The organism is Microbacterium sp. MRS-1, assembly GCF_000585455.1.
In the GTDB taxonomy this organism is placed as follows: domain Bacteria; phylum Actinomycetota; class Actinomycetes; order Actinomycetales; family Microbacteriaceae; genus Microbacterium; species Microbacterium laevaniformans.
Genome location: NZ_JAUF01000080.1, coordinates 38,750 through 58,886 on the forward strand (window position 1 = coordinate 38,750; position 20,137 = coordinate 58,886).

The window sequence follows — 20,137 nt, forward strand, 5'->3', positions numbered from 1 at the left end:
ACGAGGTGGAGATCGTGAACGGCGACCTCGACGGCGCGCACACGATCGGCCGCTGGCTCACCGATCGCGCCGGCGGTACACCCGACCGCACCGCCATCGACGATCGCGGTGTGCGCATCGGCTACGGCGACCTCGAAGCCCGGGCCCGCGAGCTCGCGGCATCCCTCCGGCGCGCCGGATACGGTCCCGGCGACCGGCTCGCGACGATCACCGGCAACTCGATCGACCACGTGGTGGTGTTCTTCGCCTGCGCGAAGGCCGGCATCGCGATGGTGCCGCTGTCGTGGCGGCTCTCGTCACGCGAACTGAGCGAGGCGCTCGTGCACGCGGCCCCCGCGCTCGTGGCGATCGAGGACGAGTACCTCGGGGTGGCCAACGACGCGCTCGCGCGGCTGGACGCACCCCCGCCCACGACCCTGCTCGGAACGACCGGTATCGAGGCCGCGGTTCCGCGACGCGGGGACGGGAGGGATGCCGCGCCGGCCCGGGCCGTCCGTGACGACGATCCGCTTCTCGTCATCTACACCTCCGGCAGCGAGGCCGCGCCCAAGGGCGTCGTCCTCACCCACGCTAACTGCTTCTGGAACAACCTCGCGCTGGCCGGTGTCGCCCAGCTGACCACCGAGGACATCGTGCTCGCGGTGCTGCCGCAGTTCCATGTCGCCGCGTGGAACTGTCAGCCGTTGCTGGCATGGTGGGCCGGCGCGACGGTCGTCCTCGAACGCTCCTTCCAGCCTCGGCGGGTGCTGCAGCTGCTCGCCGAGCGGGGTGTGACGGCGATGATGGGGGTGCCCACCCAGTACCGGCTGCTGATCGACGACCCCGGCTTCGCCGCGCTCGCGCGCGGACGGCTGCGCCAGGCGCTCGTCGGCGGCGCGACGATCCCACCGGCGCTCGCGGCGCGGTGGGCGGATGCCGGTGTGCCGCTCACCCAGGGTTACGGCCTGACCGAGGCCGCTCCCAACGTGCTGTGCCTGCCGGCATCCGAGAGCCGCGCGCACCCCGGCGCCGCTGGGCGGCCCTACCCGCACGTGGACGTGCGGGTCGTCGATCCCGACTCCGGTCTCGAACTCGGCGGTGAGGCGACCGGCGAGCTGTGGGTACGCGGTCCGAGCGTCTTCGCCGGGTACCTCCACGATGCGGAGGCGACGGCGCGGGCGATGGCCGGGCCGTGGCTTCGCACCGGCGACATCGTGCACCGCGACCGCGACGGCGTGTTCCGCATCGTCGACCGGCGCAAGGACATCTTCATCTCCGGCGGTGAGAACGTCGCCCCCGCGGAGGTCGAGCGCGCACTTCTGCTGCACCCTGCGATGGCGGACGCCGCCGTCGTCGGCGTGCCGGACGATGTGTGGGGCGAGCGCGGCGTCGCGTTCGTCGTGCGTGCTGAGGGGGCCGCTCTCGGCACCGACGAGGTGCTCGCGCACGCCCGCGCCGAGCTCGCGAGTTTCAAAGTCCCCGTGCGCGTCGCCTTCGTGGACGAGCTTCCACGGTCCACGATCGAGAAGTTGGCCCGTTCGCGACTGCGCGCACGGGCCGCCGACATGGTGAGAGGAAGTGCTCGTGAGCACAGTTGAGCAGTTCGAGCCCGAAGCGGCTTTCTCCGCGGCCGGCAAACCGCTGACCAAGCGCGGAGAGGCGACCCGCCGCAAACTCCTCGAAGCCGCCGAGGACGTCTTCGCGCGGCTCGGCTACCACGAGGCCTCGATCGTCAAGATCACCGAGAGCGCCGGCATCGGCCTCGGCACCTTCTACCTCTACTTCGACAGCAAGCAGCAGATCTTCGAGGAGCTCGTCGTCGATCTCAACCGGCGTGTGCGACACGCGATGGCCGAGGCCATGGCGGGCACCGACAACCGCATCGACGCCGAACGTGCCGGCTTCGAGGGGTTCTTCCGCTTCACGGCCGCGCACCCGGCCCTGTACCGCGTGGTGCGTGAGGCGGAGTTCGTCTCGCCCGAGATGCTGCGCCTGCACTACACCCGCATCGTGGAGGGGTACGAAGCCGGGCTGCGCGCCGCCCAGGCATCCGGCGACGTCGATGCCGGTCTCGACCCGGAGGTGACCGCCTGGGCCCTCATGGGCGCCGGTGAGCTGATCGGCATGCGCTTCCTGCTGTGGGAGCGCGACTATGAGGGGCAGCCCCCGGCGGCGATCCCCGACGCCGTCATCGACGGCATGATGCGCTTCATCCGCAACGCGCTCGCGGCACGCGGCGAGAGAGGACAGGACCATGACTGAACAGGACCTCGCCGGGCGTCGCGCCGTCGTGACCGGCGGCGCGAGCGGCATCGGCCTCGCGTGCGCCGAGGAGTTCGCCGCGCGCGGCGCGCACCTGGTCATCGCCGACTTCAACGGCGACGCCGCGCACGAGGTGGCGCAGCGCCTCGGCGGTGAGGCGTGGGTCGTGGACCTCTCCGCGACGGAGGCGCTGGACGACCTGTCGCTGGATGCCGACATCCTCGTCAACAACGCGGGCGTGCAGACCGTCGCGCCGATCACGGAGTTCTCGCCGGACCGCTTCCGGTTCATGCAGCGGCTCATGGTCGAATCGCCCTTCCTTCTCATCCGGGCCGTGCTCCCCGGGATGTACGAGCGCGGCTGGGGCCGCATCATCAACATCTCCAGTGCGCATGGCCTCCGCGCAAGCGCGTACAAGTCGGCCTACGTGACGGCCAAACACGCCCTGGAGGGGCTGTCGAAGGTGACGGCGCTGGAGGGCGGGCCCCACGGGGTGACCAGCAACTGCATCAACCCCGCGTATGTGCGCACGCCTCTGGTCGAGAAGCAGATCGCCGACCAGGCGAGCGTCCACGGTATCGCCGAGGACGAGGTCGTCGAGAAGATCATGCTCACCGAGTCGGTCATCAAGCGCCTGATCGAGCCGACGGAGGTCGCCTCGCTCGCCGGATGGCTCGCGAGCGATCACGCCGGGATGGTCACCGGCGCCAGCTACACGATGGACGGCGGGTGGACGGCGCGATGAGCACCCGCGTGGTGCGTGCGGTCGATGTCGCCGTCCCCGGCGGTTCGCTGCGGGTCGGTGTGTGGGAGGCCGACCCCGGCGCCCCGACGATCCTCGCCGTCCACGGGGTCACCTCGTCGCACCTCGCGTGGGAGATGCTCGCCGAGGCGTTGCCGCACGTGAGGATCATCGCGCCGGATCTGCGCGGCCGCGGTCGCAGCAACGGCGTGCAGGGAGCGGCGGGCATGGCGGCCCACGCCGACGATCTGGCCGCTGTCTGCGCGGCGCTGCACGCCGTGCCCGACCTCGTGGTGGCGCACTCCATGGGCGCGTTCGTGTCGGTCGTGTTCGCGCACCGGCATCCGGACTTGGTTGCCCGTCTGCTCCTCGTCGACGGAGGACTGCCGCTGGCGGCTCCGGCCGACCTGACGCCGGACGAGCTCGTCGCGGCGATCCTCGGGCCGACGGCTGCGCGGCTCTCGCGCCGCTTCGCCGACGTGGACGACTATCTGGCGTTCTGGCGCGCGCACCCCGCGTTCGCGGACGACTGGTCGCCGGCGCTCGAGCATTACCTCGCGTACGACCTCGAACGCGAGCCCGACGGCTCGTACCGACCGGCGACGAGCTACGCCACCACGGTCGAGGACACCGTCGACATGAACACGCGTGACACGGTGCGCGACGCGCTCGACGCGCTCACCACGCCGACCACCCTCGTCACTGTGCCGCGGGGACTGCAGGACGAGATCCCCGGGCTGTATCCGCCGGTCCACCTCGCCGCCCAGCTGGCGGCCTATCCGTCGGTCGCGCATGTTGCCTGGCCGGAGTTCAACCACTACACGGTGGTGCTCTCCCACGCTGGTGCCGACCGCTTGGCCGTGCTGGTGGAGGAGCAGCTCGCCGCCTCCGTCCCGCACGCGCCGTAGCTCCGCCGCGTCCCGCGGCATCCCGAGAAACCATCGGCGTCTCGACACATCACCGCTGCGGTGGTTTCTCGTCGTCGAGGTGGTTTCTCGGCGGGGATGCCGGCGCGGCGGAGGCGGCTAGCGCGCGCCGGCGGCGATGCGCGTGGTCAGCTGGTGCGCGTGGGCGAGGAGCGTGCGTCCGAGGTCGGGAACGCGCTCGGGGGAGAAGCGGAAGTCGACCCCCGTGAGGCTCAGCGCCCACTGCGGGTGACCTGCGCGCGTGAACACGGCCGCCCCGATGCCGTAGCTGCCCTCGACGATGAGCCCCGGGTTGAGGGCGTAGCCGCGGGCCTGCGTCTCTCGCAGACGCGCGCGCAGGCGCGGCTCGGCGTGCGCCGCGCCGTGGCGCTCGGCGAGCTCGGGATGCCGGTCGAAGTACGCGTCCACATCGTGAGGCGGCAGGAACGCAAGGATGGCCAGCCCTGCCGAGGCGACGCCCAGGGGGAAGCGCACGCCCTCCGACAGGACGAACGACCGGATCGGGAACGCGCCGTCCTCGCGGATGAGGCACACCGTCTCGTCGCCACGGCGCACCGACAGGAACGCGCTCTCCTCGGTGCGCACCGCGAGCGAGCGGACGATGTCGCGCGCGATGGCGGTGATGTCGTAGCGGGATGCCGCGACCGTGCCCATCAGATAGAGCTCCGGTCCCGGCATCCAGGCGCCGGAGTGCTCGTCCTGGTCGACGAGGCCCTCGTGACGCAGCGCGCTCAGCAGGCGATGCGCGGTCGGGCGGGTCAGCTCGGCGCGGCGTGCGATCTCCGCGACCGACAGGCCCTGCTCGCCCGCCGACGTGACGAGTCGGAGGAGTGCCGCCGCGCGTGCCACTGACTGTGCGCCGGGGATGGTTCGTCGCGAGGCGTCCATGATGTGGACAGTACGCGCCGCGGCATCCACATGGCAAGCGCCGACGTGCGCGGCCGTGTGCGACGGCGGAGGATGGAGGTGATACGCGGTGACAAAGGAGTGATTCGTGATCGACAAGACCTACCCGTCGGCTGCCGATGCGGTGGCCGACATCCCGGACGGCGCGTCGCTGGCCGTCGGCGGATTCGGCCTCTCGGGAAATCCCATCGCGCTCATCGAGGCGCTGCTGGCTCAGGGCACGCGCGATCTGTCGATCGTCTCGAACAACTGCGGCGTCGACGACTGGGGCCTCGGCGTGCTGCTGAACGCGAAACGCATCCGCAAGATGACCTCCTCCTACGTCGGCGAGAACAAGGAGTTCGAGCGGCAGTTCCTCTCCGGCGAGCTCGAGCTGGAGCTGACACCGCAGGGCACGCTCGCCGAGAAGCTCCGGGCCGGCGGCGCGGGCATCGCGGCCTTCTTCACCCAGACCGGCGTCGGCACCCAGGTCGCGGAGGGCGGACTGCCGCGCAAGTACGACGGTGCCGGGGGCGTTGCGGTGGCGTCGCCGCCGAAGGACGTCCGCACCTTCGCCGTCACCGGCGAGGAGCGCGACTACGTGCTCGAGGAGGCGATCGTCACGGACTTCGCGCTCGTGCACGCCGCGAAGGGCGACACCCACGGCAACCTCGTCTTCCACAAGGCCGCCCGCAATTTCAATCCGCTCGCCGCCATGGCCGGGAGGGTCTGCATCGCGCAGGTCGAGGAGCTCGTCGACCCCGGCGAACTCGACCCCGACGGCATCCACCTGCCCGGCATCTACGTGCACCGCATCGTGGAGGTCGGCACCGACATCGAGAAGCGCATCGAGCGCCGCACCGTCACGGTCGACGACAGCGCCGATCGCGACATCCCGGAAGGAGCCTGAGATGGCGCGCACCCGCAACGAGATGGCTGCACGTGCGGCCGCGGAGCTGGCCGACGGGTCGTACGTGAACCTCGGCATCGGCCTGCCGACGCTCGTGCCGAACTTCGTGCCCGACGACGTGACCGTCGTGCTGCAGTCGGAGAACGGCATCCTCGGCGTCGGTCCGTACCCGACCGAGGCGCACGTCGACCCCGACCTCATCAACGCGGGCAAGGAGACCGTCACCGTCCTTCCGGGCGCCGCGTTCTTCGACTCGGCGCTGAGTTTCGGCATGATCCGCGGCGGCAAGATCGACGCGGCCATCCTCGGCGCGATGCAGGTGTCGGCCTCCGGAGACCTGGCGAACTGGATGATCCCCGGGAAGATGGTCAAGGGTCCGGGCGGCGCCATGGACCTCGTCCACGGTGCGGAGCGGGTGATCGTCCTGATGGAGCATGTCGCCCGCGACGGCTCGGCCAAGATCGTGAACGCCTGCTCGCTGCCGCTGACCGGACGCGGCGTGGTCGACCGCATCATCACCGACCTGGCCGTCATCGACGTCACGGACGGCGGCCTCGTCCTCATCGAGACGGCCCCCGGCGTGAGCGTCGACGAGGTCGTCGCCGCCACCGAACCCGATCTGATCATCGCCGACGCACTCAAGGAGATCGCATGAGCACCGACGACATCGTCATCGTGGCCGCCGCCCGCACGCCGCAGGGGCGGCTCAAGGGGCAGCTCGCCTCCTTCACCGCGGCGCAGCTCGGCGGGTTCGCCATCGCCGGCGCGCTCGCGCAGGGCGCCATTGCCGCCGAGGCCGTGGATGCCGCGATCATGGGGCAGGTGCTGCCGGCCGGTTCCGGACAGAACCCGGCGCGCCAGGCGGCCCTCGCCGGCGGACTCGGCTGGGACGTCCCGGCATCCGCCGTCAACAAGGTGTGCCTGTCGGGCCTCACCGCGATCATCGACGCCAAGCGGATGATCGCCTCCGGCGACGCGAGGGTCGTCGTCGCGGGCGGCATGGAGTCGATGACGCGTGCGCCGCACCTGCTCATGGGCTCGCGCGAGGGCTGGAGCTACGGATCCGTCGAGGTGCTCGACCACATGGCCTACGACGGTCTGACCGACGCGTACGACCGCGAGAGCATGGGCGCCTCCACGGAGCGGCTGAACCCGCGCTTCGAGGTCACGCGCGAGCAGCAGGACCGCGTCGCCACCCTGTCGCACCAGCGCGCCGCGGCGGCGCGGGATGCCGGGGTCTTCGACGCCGAGATCGTCGCCGTCGAGGTGGCGCAACGCCGCGGTCCCGCGGTGACGATCACCACCGATGAGGGCATCCGCGACGAGACCACCGCCGAGACGCTCGCCGGTCTTCGCCCCGCATTCGCGCCCGACGGGTCGATCACGGCCGGCAACGCGTCGCAGATCTCCGACGGCGCCGCCGCCGTGGTGCTGACCACACGCGCGCACGCCGACGCGAGCGGATGGCCGGTGCTCGCCGTGGTGGGCGCGGCTGGTCAGGTCGCCGGTCCCGACAACTCGTTGCACGCGCAGCCCGCGCGCGCGATCGCGCAGGCCCTGCAGCGGCAGCAGCTCGCGGCATCCGATCTGGATCTCGTCGAGATCAACGAGGCGTTCGGCGCCGTCGTCGCCCGCTCGCAGCGCGAGCTCGGTGTGGGGGAGGACGTCGTGAACATTCACGGCGGCGGCATCGCCCTCGGGCACCCGATCGGCGCCTCCGGCGCGCGGCTCGTCGTCCACACCGTGCACGAGCTCGTCCGCCGCGGTTCGGGCACGGCCGCGGTCGGCCTCTGCGGCGGGGGAGGCCAGGGCGAGGCGCTCCTGCTCACGCGCTGACGCGCGACGCCGGCGGTTCGCCGCACACCGCGCGCCGGCCGGCCCGGCTATCGTCGGGGTGACGCACGGGGAGGTGACCGCGTGGGCCGAGCGCGCGACGAACGGTCTGCGGCGTTCGCCCGGTACTGGACAGCGGCTGCGCTGAGCTCGTTCGGCACTGCCATCACGACGGTCGCGATGCCCGTTCTCGTGGTCCAGCTGCTCGGCGCGACACCGCTCGAGGTCGGTGTCGTCAACGCGGCGCAGTTCGTTCCGTACGCCGTGCTCGGCGTCATCGCCGGTGTGTACACGGATCGCTGGCGTCGCCGACCCATCCTCGTCTGGGCCAGCATCGCGCGGGCGCTGTCGCTCGGGGCGGTACCCGTACTCTGGGCATGCGGCATCCTCCAGGTGTGGATGCTGGTCGTCGCGCTCCTGCTGTTCGGGTCGTTCTCGGTGTTCGGCTTCGCCGCGGCACAATCCCTCCTGCCTCGTCTCGTGCCGCGTGACGGGTAGCTTCGCGCCAACATGAGACTGGGCCCGACGGATGCCGCGGCCCAGACGCTCGGCCCGAGCATCGGCGGCGGCCTCGTGGGGCTGGTCGGCGCTCCCCTCGCCATCGTCATCGACGCGGTGAGCTACCTCGCCGAGGCCGTGCTGAACGCCACCGTGAGGGTCGAGGAGCCGCGGGCGCCGCATCGCCCAGCCCGACTGGGCACCGAGATCGGCCAGGGGATGCGGTGGACGTACCGGCATCCGATGCTGGGCCCTCTCACCGTATCGACTCACGTCTGGTTCGTCGCCAACGGCGCGGCGTTGACGGCGCTGTCGCTGCTGGCGCTTCGCGAGCTGGGATTCTCCGCGCTCACGTACGGGTTGCTGCTGACGGTCTTCGGAGTCTCGAGCCTGATCGGAGCGTCGAGCGCCGCCGTGCTCACGGGACGCATCGGCGCGGGACGCGCGATCGTGGGCGCACGCTCGCTCTACCCGCTGGCGTGGATCCTGGTCGCCGTGGCGCCGCCGTCGGAGCTCGGCGCGGCTCTTCTGTTCGTCGCGATCGGCGTGCAGGGCGCCGCGATGGGCATCGAGAACACGCCGGAGCAGCTCCTCTGGCAGACGCTCACCCCCGATCGGTTCCTGGGGCGTACCAACACGACCGACGCGCGGGCAACCGGACGCTCGCCGCTGTCGGGGCGTTGTCGGCCGGCGTCGCCGTCGGCCTTATCGGGGATCGGGGCGCTCTGGCCGCGACCGTCGTGGTGTTCGCCGTCGCCGCGGCGATCGCGTGGTTCTCTCCGCTGCGCCGCCGCGGGGAAGAAACTCTGGCGTTCGATTGACGTCTCCGCCAGTGCACGGTCCGTCGAGACCTCCGCGCGACCCGTCAGCCGGCGCGCGACCGGGTCGCGACCGACACCGGCTTCGTGCACTACGAGATCGGGCTCTGATCTCGTCGTGGGTATCGGTGCTCAGCGCTGGAGGCGCGTGGCCAGCAGCTTCTGTTCCCTCCCACGGATGGGGGAGTCCGTCGAGACGACGCGCCCGCGTGAGGCGCGGTACGTGTCGACGATCGTGCCGATCGACAGCGCGAGCGTGATGCCCCAGCTCAGCCAGGCGAGCGCCTGACGCCAGGTGAACGGCACGTCGCCGCGCAGTCCCCGCAGCAGCGCGAGGCCGCTGGTCACGGCGGAGATGATCCCGGTCCCGAACAGGTACTTGCGCATGAGACCACGTTAGCCTGGAAGAACGCCTGCCGAGAGGAGCCGCGTGAGCGACCCGAAGTCAAAGGCCGACATGATCGTCGTGTCCAACCGTTTGCCCGTCGACCACGACCCCAGCGTCGAGGGCGGGTGGCGTCGCTCGCCCGGAGGTCTCGTCGCCGCGCTCGAGCCGGTGCTCCAGCAGACCGGGGGAGCGTGGGTCGGCTGGCCCGGGACCGCGGGGTTGGAGCTCGAGCCGTTCGAGCTCGACGGCATGGAGCTCGTTCCGGTGACGCTCACCGACGAGGACGTCGAGCTCTACTACGAGGGCTTCTCCAACGACACCATCTGGCCGCTATATCACGACGTCATCTCGCCGCCCGCCTACCACCGCGAGTGGTGGGAAGCCTATGTCCGCGTCAACGAGCGGTTCGCCGCCGCCGCGGCATCCGCCGCCGCTCCCGGCGCGGTGGTGTGGGTTCAGGACTACCAGCTCCAGCTCGTCCCGCGGCTGCTGCGGGCGCTGCGACCGGATGTGGTGATCGGCTACTTCCACCACATTCCCTTCCCGGCATACGGTCTGTTCGCGCAGCTGCCGTGGCGCAAGCACGTGCTGGCCGGTCTCGTCGGAGCCGACGTCATCGGCTTCCAGCGGGTGCAGGATGCCGGCAACTTCACGAACGCCGTGCGGCGCCAGTTGGGGTTCGAGACGAAGTCGGGCGCGATCCGCGTGGTCGCGGATGATGGTTCCGTGCGCACGGCCGTGGCGAAGGCGTACCCGATCTCGATCGACACGCAGCTCTATGACGAGATCGCCCGGCGCCCCGAGGTCCAGGCGCGAGCGAAGGAGATCCGTGCGAGCCTCGGCGACCCGCAGACCGTGATCTTCGGCGTCGATCGCCTCGACTACACGAAGGGCATCGGCCATCGGCTCAAGGCCTACGGCGAGCTCCTCGAGGAGGGCCGCCTGGACGTCGAGGACGTCACGCTCGTCCAGGTCGCGAGCCCCAGTCGCGAGCGCGTCGCCGCATACATGCAGCTGCGCGACGAGATCGAGCTCACCGTGGGACGCATCAACGGCGACCACGACACCGTCGGCCACACCGCGATCAGGTATCTGCATCACTCGTACCCGCGCGAGGAGATGGTCGCCCTGTATCTCGCGGCCGACGTGATGCTCGTCACGGCGCTTCGCGACGGCATGAACCTCGTCGCGAAGGAGTATGTCGCCAGTCGCATCGACAGTCGCGGGGTGCTCGTGCTCAGCGAGTTCACCGGCGCCGCCGACGAGCTCTCGCAAGCCGTGAAGGTCAACCCCCACGACATCGACGGACTCAAGGACGCGATCATGGCGGCGGTCGAGATGCAGCCCGCCGAGCAGGCCCGCCGGATGCGGGGCCTGCGCCGGCGTGTGCGCGACCACGACGTCGCCGACTGGTCACGACGCTTCCTGGCCGACCTCGACGCCGTCCGGAAGCAGGACGCGTGAGCGGCTGGGAGCCTATCGCCGGCCTGGCGCGTGTGCCGCGGTTGCTCGTCGCACTCGATTTCGACGGCACGCTCGCGCCCCTGGTCGACGAGCCGATGGCGGCGCGCATGAGCCAGGATGCGCGGGCAGCGGTCGAGGCCCTCGCACAGGCGCCGGGGACGACGGTCGCCTTGGTCTCGGGACGGACGCTGCGCGATCTGCGGGTGATCGCCGAGTACGACGACGACTCGCCGCTGCTTCTGGCCGGCTCGCACGGCGCGGAGCAGTGGCCGCCTCCGGGGGAGGCACCGGCTCCCGTGGACCCTCTGCTGCTCGCGCAGCGCGACGACCTGCGCGCGCGTGCCGAGGCCATCGCCGCCGACGCCGACCGTGCCTGGGTTGAGCCGAAGGAGTTCGGCTTCGCGCTGCACACGCGCCTCGTGTCGGATGCCGCCGTCGCGCGCGGCGCGCAGGAGAGGATCGCTGCGCTCATGGCCGCGGAGGCTTCCGACTGGCGTCGTCGTGACGGCCACGACATCCTCGAGTACGCCTTCCGTGCGGAGGGCAAGGACGGCGCGGTCGCACGGCTGCGCGCGCAGACCGGTGCGAGCGCGGTGCTGTTCGCCGGCGACGACGTGACCGATGAGGACGCCTTGCGCAGTCTCCAGCCGGGTGACGTGGGTGTGCGGGTCGGCCCGGGTGAGACCGCGGCGACTGTTCGTGTCACCGGCATCCCCGAATTGGCGGCGCTGTTGACACGTCTGGCGCGCGAACGGGACACCCTGCGGGAATAGACTTCGAGGATGCCGGACAGCGATCCCTCCATCGACATCAAGCCCCGCAGTCGTGTCGTCACGAACGGCATCGAGGCGACCACCTCCCGCGGCATGCTGCGCGCCGTCGGCATGGGCGACGAGGACTGGGACAAGCCCCAGATCGGCATCGCGTCCAGCTGGAACGAGATCACGCCGTGCAACCTGAGCCTGGACAGGCTCGCGCAGGGCGCGAAGGAGGGCGTGCACGCCGGCGGCGGGTACCCCCTGCAGTTCGGGACCATCTCCGTCTCCGACGGCATTTCGATGGGTCACGAGGGCATGCACTTCTCGCTCGTGTCCCGCGAGGTCATTGCCGACTCCGTGGAGACCGTGGTCATGGCCGAGCGGCTCGACGGCACGGTGCTGCTCGCCGGCTGCGACAAGTCGATTCCGGGCATGCTCATGGCCTCTGCCCGCCTCGATCTGTCGAGCGTTTTCCTTTACGCAGGATCCATCGCGCCGGGCTGGGTGAAGCTGTCGGACGGCACCGAGAAGGACGTCACGATCATCGACTCGTTCGAAGCGGTCGGCGCGTGCCTTGCGGGGAAGATGAGCGAGGCCGACCTCAAGCGCATCGAGTGCGCGATCGCCCCCGGAGAGGGGGCGTGCGGTGGCATGTACACCGCGAACACGATGGCGTCCGTCGCCGAAGCCCTGGGGTTGAGCCTTCCGGGCTCGGCCGCGCCGCCTTCTGCGGACCGTCGGCGCGACTACTACGCGCACCGGTCGGGGGAGGCGGTGGTGAACCTGCTGCGCCAGGGCATCACGACGCGCGACATCCTCACGAAAGAGGCATTCGAGAACGCCATCGCCCTGGCCATGGCGCTCGGCGGCTCGACCAACGTCGTGCTGCACCTGCTTGCCATCGCCCGCGAAGCTGATGTCGAGCTGAGCCTGCACGACTTCAACCGCATCGGTGACAAGGTGCCGCACGTGGCGGATATGAAGCCGTTCGGTAAGTATGTGATGAACGACGTCGACCGTCACGGCGGCATCCCCGTGATCATGAAGGCCATGCTCGACGAGGGACTGCTGCACGGCGACGCCCTCACGGTGACGGGGAAGACCCTCGCCGAGAACCTCGCCGAGCTCGATCCCGACCCGATCGACGGCACCGTCATCCACACCTTCGATGACCCGATCCACGCGACGGGCGGCATCACGATCCTCCACGGCTCACTGGCTCCCGAGGGCGCCGTCGTCAAGACAGCGGGCTTCGATGTGTCGGTGTTCGAGGGGCCCGCGCGGGTGTTCGAGCGGGAGCGCGCGGCGATGGACGCCCTGGAGGCGGGCGAGATCGCCGCGGGCAGCGTGATCATCATCCGCTACGAGGGCCCGAAGGGCGGCCCCGGCATGCGCGAGATGCTCGCCATCACAGCGGCCATCAAGGGCGCGGGGCTCGGAAAAGATGTACTACTCTTGACGGACGGCAGATTCTCAGGCGGCACAACCGGCCTGTGCATCGGCCACATAGCACCCGAAGCGGTGGACGCAGGTCCCATCGCCTTCGTGCGCGATGGTGATCTGATACGGGTCGATATCGCGGCTCGCACTCTCGACCTACTCGTCGACGACGCAGAGCTGAACTCCCGCCGTGACGGCTGGGAGCCGCTTCCCCCGCGCTACACCCGTGGCGTTCTGGCCAAGTACTCGAAACTCGTGCGCTCCGCAGCGGAGGGCGCGACGACCGGCTGAGGCCGTGACTCCCAGGGCGGGAAGCCGCCCTCACACGCATCTGACACCCGAGGTACCACTATGTCTCTCGACACCGCGGCCGTGCCGCGACCACCCGCCCGCGGAGCTGCTGCTCCGGTGATGACCGGAGCCCAGGCCGTCGTCCGATCCCTCGACATGCTCGGGGTCACAGACGTCTTCGGTCTGCCCGGCGGCGCCATCATGCCGGTCTACGACCCCCTGATGGACGATGAGGCGGTGCGCCACATCCTCGTCCGCCACGAGCAGGGCGCCGGTCACGCGGCCGAAGGGTACGCCGCGGCATCCGGCCGCACCGGCGTCGCGATCGCGACGTCCGGTCCCGGCGCGACCAACCTCGTCACCGCCATCGCCGATGCCTACATGGACTCGGTGCCCCTCGTCTGCATCACGGGCCAGGTGTTCAGCCACCTCATGGGCACCGACGCCTTCCAGGAGGCGGACATCGTCGGCATCACGATGCCGATCACCAAGCACTCCTTCCTCGTCAAGAGCGCCGAGGAGATCCCCGGCGCGATCGCTGCGGCGTTCGAGATCGCCTCCACGGGGCGCCCCGGTCCCGTCCTGGTCGACATCACGAAGGATGCGCAGCAGGCCTCGGCGCCGTTCGTGTGGCCCCCGAAGATCGAGCTGCCCGGCTACCGCCCGGTCACGAAGGCGCACGGCAAGCAGATCCAGGCGGCGGCGCAGCTGATCGCGCACGCCAAGAAGCCCGTGCTGTACGTCGGCGGCGGCGTCATCCGCGCGGGTGCGGCGGCGGAGCTGCGCGTGTTCGCCGAAGCGACCGGCGCCCCCGTCGTGACGACGCTGATGGCGCGCGGAGCGTTCCCCGACTCGCACCCGCAGAACCTCGGCATGCCCGGTATGCACGGCACGGTCCCGGCGGTGCTCGCGCTGCAGGAGTCCGATCTCATCGTCGCGCTGGGTGCCCGCTTCGACGACCGCGTGACCGGAAAGGCCGACGAGTTCGCTCCGAACGCGCAGGTCGTGCACGTCGACATCGATCCGGCGGAGATCTCGAAGATCCGCACGGCCGACGTGCCGATCGTGGGGGATCTGAAGGAAGTGCTCGTCGACCTGGATGCCGCGTTCCAGAGCGCCCGCGTCGACCACACGCCCGACATCGCGGAGTGGTGGGCCTACCTCGACGGTCTGGTCACCGAGTTCCCGCTGGGTTACGCCGAGCCCGAGGACGGCCTGCTCGCGCCGCAGTACGTCATCAAGCGCATCGGCGAGCTCACCGGACCCGAGGCCGTCTACGCGGCGGGCGTCGGCCAGCACCAGATGTGGGCCGCGCAGTTCATCAGCTACGAGCGGCCCAACGCATGGCTCAACTCCGGTGGAGCCGGAACGATGGGCTACTCGGTGCCGGCCGCCATGGGCGCGAAGGTCGCCGAGCCCGACCGTGTCGTGTGGGCCATCGACGGCGACGGCTGCTTCCAGATGACCAATCAGGAACTGGCGACGTGCGTCCTGAACGACATCCCGATCAAGGTCGCGATCATCAACAACTCGAGTCTCGGCATGGTGCGCCAGTGGCAGACGCTGTTCTTCGCGGGCCGTCACTCCAACACCGACCTCAACACCGGTCACGGCACGGTACGCGTGCCCGACTTCGTGAAGCTCGCCGACGCCTACGGCTGCCTCGGCATCCGCGTCGAGAAGATCGAAGAGGTGGATGCCGCCATCACGCTGGCACTGGAGACGAACGACCGGCCCGTCGTCATCGACTTCGTCGTGTCGGCCGACGCGATGGTGTGGCCGATGGTGCCGCAGGGCGTGAGCAACAGCTTCGTGCAATATGCCCGCGACCATGCGCCCAGCTTCGACGGGGAGGACTGAGATGAGCCGTCATGTCCTGAGTCTTCTGGTCGAGAACAAGCCGGGTCTGCTGACGCGGGTGGCCGGCCTGTTCGCGCGCCGCGGCTTCAACATCGAGTCGCTCGCGGTGGGTGTCACCGAGGTGCCCGGCCTGTCGCGCATCACGGTCGTCGTCGACGTCGAGGAGCTGCCGCTCGAGCAGGTGACCAAGCAGCTGAACAAGCTGATCAACGTCATCAAGATCGTCGAGCTGGAGCCGGCGGCATCCGTGCAACGCGAGCACATGCTCATCAAGGTGCGCGCCGACAACCAGACGCGCTCCAACGTGATCGAGGTCGTGAACCTGTTCCGCGCCTCGGTCGTCGACTACGCGACCGACGCCCTCGTTGTCGAGGTGACCGGCGATCGCGGCAAGATCGACGCCATCCTCCGCGCCCTCGAGCCCTTCGGCATCAAGGAGCTCGCCCAGTCGGGTCTGCTCGCGATCGGCCGCGGCGGCAAGTCCATCACCGAGCGCGTCCTGCGCGGCTGACACCTTCGCGGGCGTTTCGACTCGCTGCGCTCGCTCAACGACCGGAAAGAAACCAAGGAGAAACACACACCATGGCTGAGATCTTCTACGACTCCGACGCCGACCTGTCCGTCATCCAGAACAAGAAGGTCGCGATCGTCGGCTACGGCTCGCAGGGTCACGCGCACGCGCAGAACCTCCGTGACTCGGGCGTCGAGGTCGTCATCGCGCTGAAGGACGGCTCGAAGTCGATCGCGAAGGCCCAGGAGGACGGCTTCGAGGTGAAGAACGTCGCCGACGCCACCGCGTGGGCCGACCTGATCATGATCCTCGCGCCCGACCAGCACCAGCGCGGCATCTACAGCGAGAGCATCCTGCCGAACCTGTCGGCCGGCAAGACCCTCGCCTTCGCCCACGGCTTCAACATCCGCTTCGGCTACATCGACGCGCCCGAGGGGGTCGACGTGATCCTCGTCGCCCCGAAGGCGCCGGGTCACACCGTGCGCCGCGAGTTCGTCGCCGGTCGCGGCATCCCGGACATCATCGCCGTCGAGCGCGACGCCTCTGGCCACGCCTGGGCGACGGCGCTCTCGTACGCGAAGGCGATCGGCGGCACGCGCGCCGGCGTCATCAAGACCACGTTCACCGAAGAGACCGAGACCGACCTGTTCGGTGAGCAGGCCGTGCTCTGCGGTGGCGTGTCGCAGCTCGTCCAGTACGGTTTCGAGACGCTGACCGAGGCCGGTTATCAGCCGCAGATCGCCTACTTCGAGGTGCTGCACGAGCTCAAGCTCATCGTCGACCTCATGTGGGAGGGCGGCATCGCCAAGCAGCGCTGGTCGGTCTCCGACACCGCCGAGTACGGCGACTACGTCTCGGGCCCGCGCGTCATCGACCCGCGCGTCAAGGAGAACATGCAGGGCGTTCTCGCCGACATCCAGTCCGGCGCGTTCGCGGAGCGCTTCATCGGCGACCAGGATGCCGGAGCTCCCGAGTTCCAGGAGCTGCGTGCGAAGGCCGCCGCCCACCCGATCGAGGCCGTCGGCAAGGACCTGCGCGCCCTGTTCGCGTGGAAGCAGCAGGACGCCGACTACACCGAGGGCTCCGCCGCGCGCTGACCTCGTCCAGACCCTCGGCACACCCGCCGAGCAGGCTTGCGAAAGCCGTACCGGCCCGGCCCCCACACAAGGGGTCCGGGCCTTTCGCTTGCTAGCGTGACGGCATGACCGTCGCGTTGGAGATAGCCGTTCAGGATGCCGCGGGCGCCTGCGCCGCCATCGCCGCCGGAGCGGACCGCCTGGAGCTGTGTCAGGCCCTCGCCGTCGGCGGACTCACGCCGTCGATCGCGTTGGTGGAGACGGCGGTCGCCGCCGTGGGCGGGGACCGCGTCAACGTGCTCGTGCGCCCTCGCGCAGGTGGCTTCGTCTACGACGGCGACGAGATCACCCTCGTCGCGGCGGACATCCGAGCAGCGATCGCCGCGGGCGCAGCCGGTGTCGTCGTCGGTGCGCTGACCGACGACGGGCAGGTCGACGCGCAGGCGCTGCGCAGGTGGAGGGCCGCCGCAGGCGACAGCACGCTCGTGTTTCACCGCGCGATCGACGCGGCCCCCTCACCGCTCGCCGTCCTCGACGAGCTCGCGGCGATCGGCGTCGATCGCGTGCTGACCTCGGGCGGCGCCGCCCGCTCCGTCGACGGCACGGATATGCTGCGACGCCTGGTTGCGGCGGACACCGGTATCGAGATCATGGCCGGCGGCGGCATCCGCGTCGGCGACATCGCGCGCATCGTTGCCGTGGGCGTCGACGCCGTGCATCTGTCCGCCCGCGCCGTCACCGGTCTCGACGTGCCGTCGGGGCCCGGGGGAGGAGCGGGCGGCCACGACGTCACCGACCCGGTCGTGGTGGCGGCGGCCGCGGCCGCGGCCGCCGTCCGCAGTACGCTTTCGGGGTGAGCACGCCACGTGATGACGACGCCCTGAGCTGGGACGGCGACGATGACCCCACTCTCGAGGTGGGCCACCGACCCACCGCCGAGCCGGTGACCGCCCCGACGGTCGCGCCCGAGCCGGCCGTGCTTCCCGACGGATTCACGGCCGTCGGCAAGGGCAGCACCACCGTCGGCCACATCGATGCGGACGGCACCGTCACGATGCCCGACGCGCCGACGCAGATGTCGAACGCGATGCTCGTGACCCTCGGCATCCTCGCCGGCGCTTACCTGCTGTTCACCATCGGCTGGATCATCGGCGGGTTGCGTCTGCAGGGCACGGCAGAGTTCCTCGTCAGCCCGGTCGGGTACGCGGCCGCCCTGTGGCTCGCCGTCGCGGCGGCGCCGGTGTGGTTCCTCACGGTGTTCGTCCTCACCCGCGCCGCGAAGGCCTGGGTGCGCGTCCTGCTGCTGGTCGGCGGTCTCGCCCTGCTCGTACCGTGGCCGTTCATCCTCGTCGGGGCTGTGGGACGATGACCACGAACGCCCCCACGCCCTCCCGCACGCGTGCCCTGCCCACCTGGCTGATCGTCGCCATCTCCGTCGTGTTCGGTCTGTTCTACGCGTACTTCGTGTGGAACGCCGTCGGCTTCCTCTCGCAGGCCGCATCGGGCGCTCAGCCGCTGAACGCCTACGGCTGGTTCGTGCTGCTGCTGTCGGTCGTCTTCCCGCTGATCGCGTTCGGCGTCGCCTTCGCCGTCGGCTGGCGGCGGACGTGGTGGGAGTTCGCCCTCGTCCTCATCACCGGTCTGTGTCTCGTGGCGGTGTTCTGGCTGAACATCCTGACCTACACCGTGGGGCCGTCCGGCTCGTCGATGCTCGGCTGATCCCACGCTTTTGCCCGGCCGTCATACGGTCGGGGGCAGGGGGGTCTGACCGGTAGGCTGGCATCCTTCCACCCGCTCCGATCCTGCGCAAAGGTCCTGCCGCTGTGTCCAAGCCTGTCGTCCTCATCGCCGAAGAACTCTCACCCGCCACGATCGATGCCCTGGGGCCGGACTTCGATGTCCGTCAGGTCGACGGCACCGACCGTCCCGCGCTCCTGTCGGCTCTGGCCGACGCCCACGCCATCCTGATCCGATCGGCGACGAAGGTGGATGCCGAGGCGATCGCAGCGGCTCCAGTACTCAAGGTCGTCGCGCGTGCCGGCGTCGGACTCGACAACGTCGACATCAAGGCCGCCACGGCCGCGGGGGTCATGGTCGTCAACGCGCCGACCTCCAACATCATCTCGGCGGCCGAGCTGACGATCGGGCACATCCTGAGCCTTGCCCGTCACATCCCCGCCGCTCACGCGTCGCTGGCCGCCGGTGCCTGGAAGCGCAGCTCGTTCACGGGCACAGAGCTCTTCGAGAAGACCGTCGGCATCATCGGCCTCGGCCGCATCGGCGCCCTCATCGCCGCTCGTCTGCAGGCATTCGGCGTGAGCGTCGTGGCGTACGACCCGTATGTCACGCCGACGCGCGCCCAGCAGCTCGGCGTCACGCTCCTGAGCCTCGATGACCTGCTCGCGCAGAGTGACTTCATCACGATCCACATGCCCAAGACGCCCGAGACGACCGGCATGATCGGCGCGGCGCAGTTCGCGCGTATGAAGCCGACCGCGTACGTCGTCAACGTCGCGCGCGGTGGACTCATCGACGAGGAGGCGCTCTACACGGCGTTGACCACGGGGGAGATCGCCGGCGCCGGACTCGACGTGTTCACGAGCGAGCCCCCGAAGCCCGACGGCACCGCGTTCCCGCTGCTGTCGCTTCCGAACGTCGTGGTGACCCCGCACCTGGGCGCGTCGACCGACGAGGCGCAGGAGAAGGCCGGCATCTCCGTGGCCCGATCGGTCAAACTCGCCCTCGAAGGCGACCTCGTGCCCGATGCGGTCAACGTCGCCGGTGGAGTCATCGACCCGTTCGTGCGTCCCGGTATCGCTCTCGTCGAGCAACTCGGTCAGGTGTTCTCCGGCCTTGCGACCAGCGCCCTCACGAGCCTGGACATCGAGGTGCGCGGCGAGCTCGCCGCCTACGACGTCAGCGTCTACCGCCTCGCGGCGCTGAAGGGCATCTTCACGAAGATCGTCAGCGAGAACGTGTCCTACGTGAACGCGCCGTTGTTCGCCGAGCAGCGCGGCATCGAGACCCGTCTGATCGTCGAGGCCGACAGCCCGCTCTATCGCAACATCACGATTCTGCGCGGCACGCTGTCGGACGGAACGGTGCTCGAGGTTGCGGGAACCCTGGCCGGAACCCGCATGGTCCCCAAGATCGTCGGCATCAACGGCTACGAGATCGAGGTTCCGATCGAGAAGCACCACATCCTCATGCGCTACGCAGACCGCCCCGGCATCGTCGCGATCTACGGCCAGAAGCTGGGGGAGGCGGGCATCAACATCGCCGGTCTGTTCGTCGCTCAGCCCGACGCCTCGGGCCGTGCGCTCTCGGTGCTCACGGTCGACCAGCCCGTGCCGGACGCGATCCTCGACGACACGCGACAGGCGATCGGCGCAGACCTCTTCCGTCAGCTGGAGATCGTCGAAGCCTGACGTCGCGGCGCGGGACGTTTCGACTCGCTGCGCTCGCTCAACGACCGGTGTGCGTTCTTTCCCCCTCC

Annotated in this window: 18 protein-coding genes and 1 pseudogene; 18 read left to right on the top strand and 1 reads right to left on the bottom strand. The window is 70.1% G+C overall.

Going from position 1 to position 20,137, the window contains the following annotated elements:
- Nucleotides 1-14 precede the first annotated feature (14 nt).
- The 4 genes from AS96_RS12805 to AS96_RS12820 are packed head-to-tail and all read left to right on the top strand — an operon-like array spanning nt 15 to nt 3,891.
- A complete protein-coding gene (locus AS96_RS12805; protein ID WP_036290503.1) occupies nt 15-1,577 on the top strand; it encodes a class I adenylate-forming enzyme family protein in 1,563 nt (520 codons plus the stop codon).
- Nucleotides 1,564-2,241, top strand: a complete 678-nt coding sequence (locus tag AS96_RS12810; RefSeq protein WP_036290462.1) for a TetR/AcrR family transcriptional regulator — start codon at nt 1,564-1,566, stop codon at nt 2,239-2,241. The genes AS96_RS12805 and AS96_RS12810 overlap by 14 nt, the downstream gene beginning before the upstream one ends.
- Nucleotides 2,234-2,986, top strand: a complete 753-nt coding sequence (locus AS96_RS12815) for a 3-hydroxybutyrate dehydrogenase (protein ID WP_036290465.1) — start codon at nt 2,234-2,236, stop codon at nt 2,984-2,986. The genes AS96_RS12810 and AS96_RS12815 overlap by 8 nt, the downstream gene beginning before the upstream one ends.
- The gene (locus tag AS96_RS12820; RefSeq protein ID WP_036290506.1) at nt 2,983-3,891 is read left to right on the top strand and encodes an alpha/beta fold hydrolase; all 909 of its coding nucleotides are present in this window, start codon (nt 2,983-2,985) and stop codon (nt 3,889-3,891) included. Before AS96_RS12815 ends, AS96_RS12820 begins: the two co-directional genes overlap by 4 nt.
- Before the next feature lie 117 nt (nt 3,892-4,008).
- Here the strand turns inward: AS96_RS12820 and AS96_RS12825 are convergent, their stop codons facing one another.
- The gene (locus tag AS96_RS12825; protein ID WP_005050082.1) at nt 4,009-4,797 is read right to left on the bottom strand and encodes an IclR family transcriptional regulator; all 789 of its coding nucleotides are present in this window, start codon (nt 4,795-4,797) and stop codon (nt 4,009-4,011) included.
- A 106-nt stretch (nt 4,798-4,903) separates the two neighbouring features.
- On the opposite strand from AS96_RS12825, the gene AS96_RS12830 reads away from it, so the two are divergent.
- The 14 genes and pseudogenes from AS96_RS12830 (at nt 4,904) to serA (ending at nt 20,069) form a co-directional block, all read left to right on the top strand.
- The gene (locus AS96_RS12830) at nt 4,904-5,704 is read left to right on the top strand and encodes a CoA transferase subunit A (RefSeq protein WP_036290466.1); all 801 of its coding nucleotides are present in this window, start codon (nt 4,904-4,906) and stop codon (nt 5,702-5,704) included.
- 1 nt (nt 5,705) lies between these two features.
- Complete coding sequence (locus tag AS96_RS12835; protein WP_197017308.1) at nt 5,706-6,359, top strand: 3-oxoacid CoA-transferase subunit B; 654 nt, start codon at nt 5,706-5,708, stop codon at nt 6,357-6,359.
- Complete coding sequence (locus AS96_RS12840) at nt 6,356-7,540, top strand: acetyl-CoA C-acyltransferase (protein ID WP_036290468.1); 1,185 nt, start codon at nt 6,356-6,358, stop codon at nt 7,538-7,540. The genes AS96_RS12835 and AS96_RS12840 overlap by 4 nt, the downstream gene beginning before the upstream one ends.
- A gap of 81 nt (nt 7,541-7,621) precedes the next feature.
- Nucleotides 7,622-9,142, top strand: a pseudogene (locus AS96_RS12845) (MFS transporter).
- 168 nt (nt 9,143-9,310) lie between these two features.
- Nucleotides 9,311-10,705: an alpha,alpha-trehalose-phosphate synthase (UDP-forming) gene (locus tag AS96_RS12855; protein ID WP_036290512.1), complete on the top strand. Its 1,395-nt coding sequence runs from the start codon at nt 9,311-9,313 to the stop codon at nt 10,703-10,705.
- Complete coding sequence (gene otsB / locus AS96_RS12860) at nt 10,702-11,478, top strand: trehalose-phosphatase (protein ID WP_036290471.1); 777 nt, start codon at nt 10,702-10,704, stop codon at nt 11,476-11,478. The genes AS96_RS12855 and otsB overlap by 4 nt, the downstream gene beginning before the upstream one ends.
- A 9-nt stretch (nt 11,479-11,487) precedes the next feature.
- A complete protein-coding gene (gene ilvD / locus AS96_RS12865) occupies nt 11,488-13,194 on the top strand; it encodes a dihydroxy-acid dehydratase (RefSeq protein ID WP_036290475.1) in 1,707 nt (568 codons plus the stop codon).
- Nucleotides 13,195-13,254: 60 nt separating this feature from the next.
- The gene (locus AS96_RS12870) at nt 13,255-15,054 is read left to right on the top strand and encodes an acetolactate synthase large subunit (protein WP_036290479.1); all 1,800 of its coding nucleotides are present in this window, start codon (nt 13,255-13,257) and stop codon (nt 15,052-15,054) included.
- Between the two features lies 1 nt (nt 15,055).
- The gene (gene ilvN / locus AS96_RS12875; RefSeq protein WP_036290481.1) at nt 15,056-15,565 is read left to right on the top strand and encodes an acetolactate synthase small subunit; all 510 of its coding nucleotides are present in this window, start codon (nt 15,056-15,058) and stop codon (nt 15,563-15,565) included.
- Nucleotides 15,566-15,636: 71 nt separating this feature from the next.
- Complete coding sequence (gene ilvC / locus AS96_RS12880) at nt 15,637-16,662, top strand: ketol-acid reductoisomerase (RefSeq protein ID WP_005050115.1); 1,026 nt, start codon at nt 15,637-15,639, stop codon at nt 16,660-16,662.
- 104 nt (nt 16,663-16,766) lie between these two features.
- Nucleotides 16,767-17,498 (top strand): copper homeostasis protein CutC, encoded by a 732-nt coding sequence (locus tag AS96_RS12885; protein ID WP_036290484.1) that lies wholly within the window; start codon nt 16,767-16,769, stop codon nt 17,496-17,498.
- Nucleotides 17,495-18,010, top strand: a complete 516-nt coding sequence (locus AS96_RS12890) for a hypothetical protein (RefSeq protein ID WP_036290487.1) — start codon at nt 17,495-17,497, stop codon at nt 18,008-18,010. Before AS96_RS12885 ends, AS96_RS12890 begins: the two co-directional genes overlap by 4 nt.
- Nucleotides 18,007-18,360, top strand: a complete 354-nt coding sequence (locus AS96_RS12895; RefSeq protein ID WP_036290490.1) for a hypothetical protein — start codon at nt 18,007-18,009, stop codon at nt 18,358-18,360. Before AS96_RS12890 ends, AS96_RS12895 begins: the two co-directional genes overlap by 4 nt.
- A 104-nt stretch (nt 18,361-18,464) precedes the next feature.
- Nucleotides 18,465-20,069, top strand: a complete 1,605-nt coding sequence (gene serA, locus AS96_RS12900; protein ID WP_036290493.1) for a phosphoglycerate dehydrogenase — start codon at nt 18,465-18,467, stop codon at nt 20,067-20,069.
- The last annotated feature ends 68 nt before the right edge of the window (nt 20,070-20,137 follow it).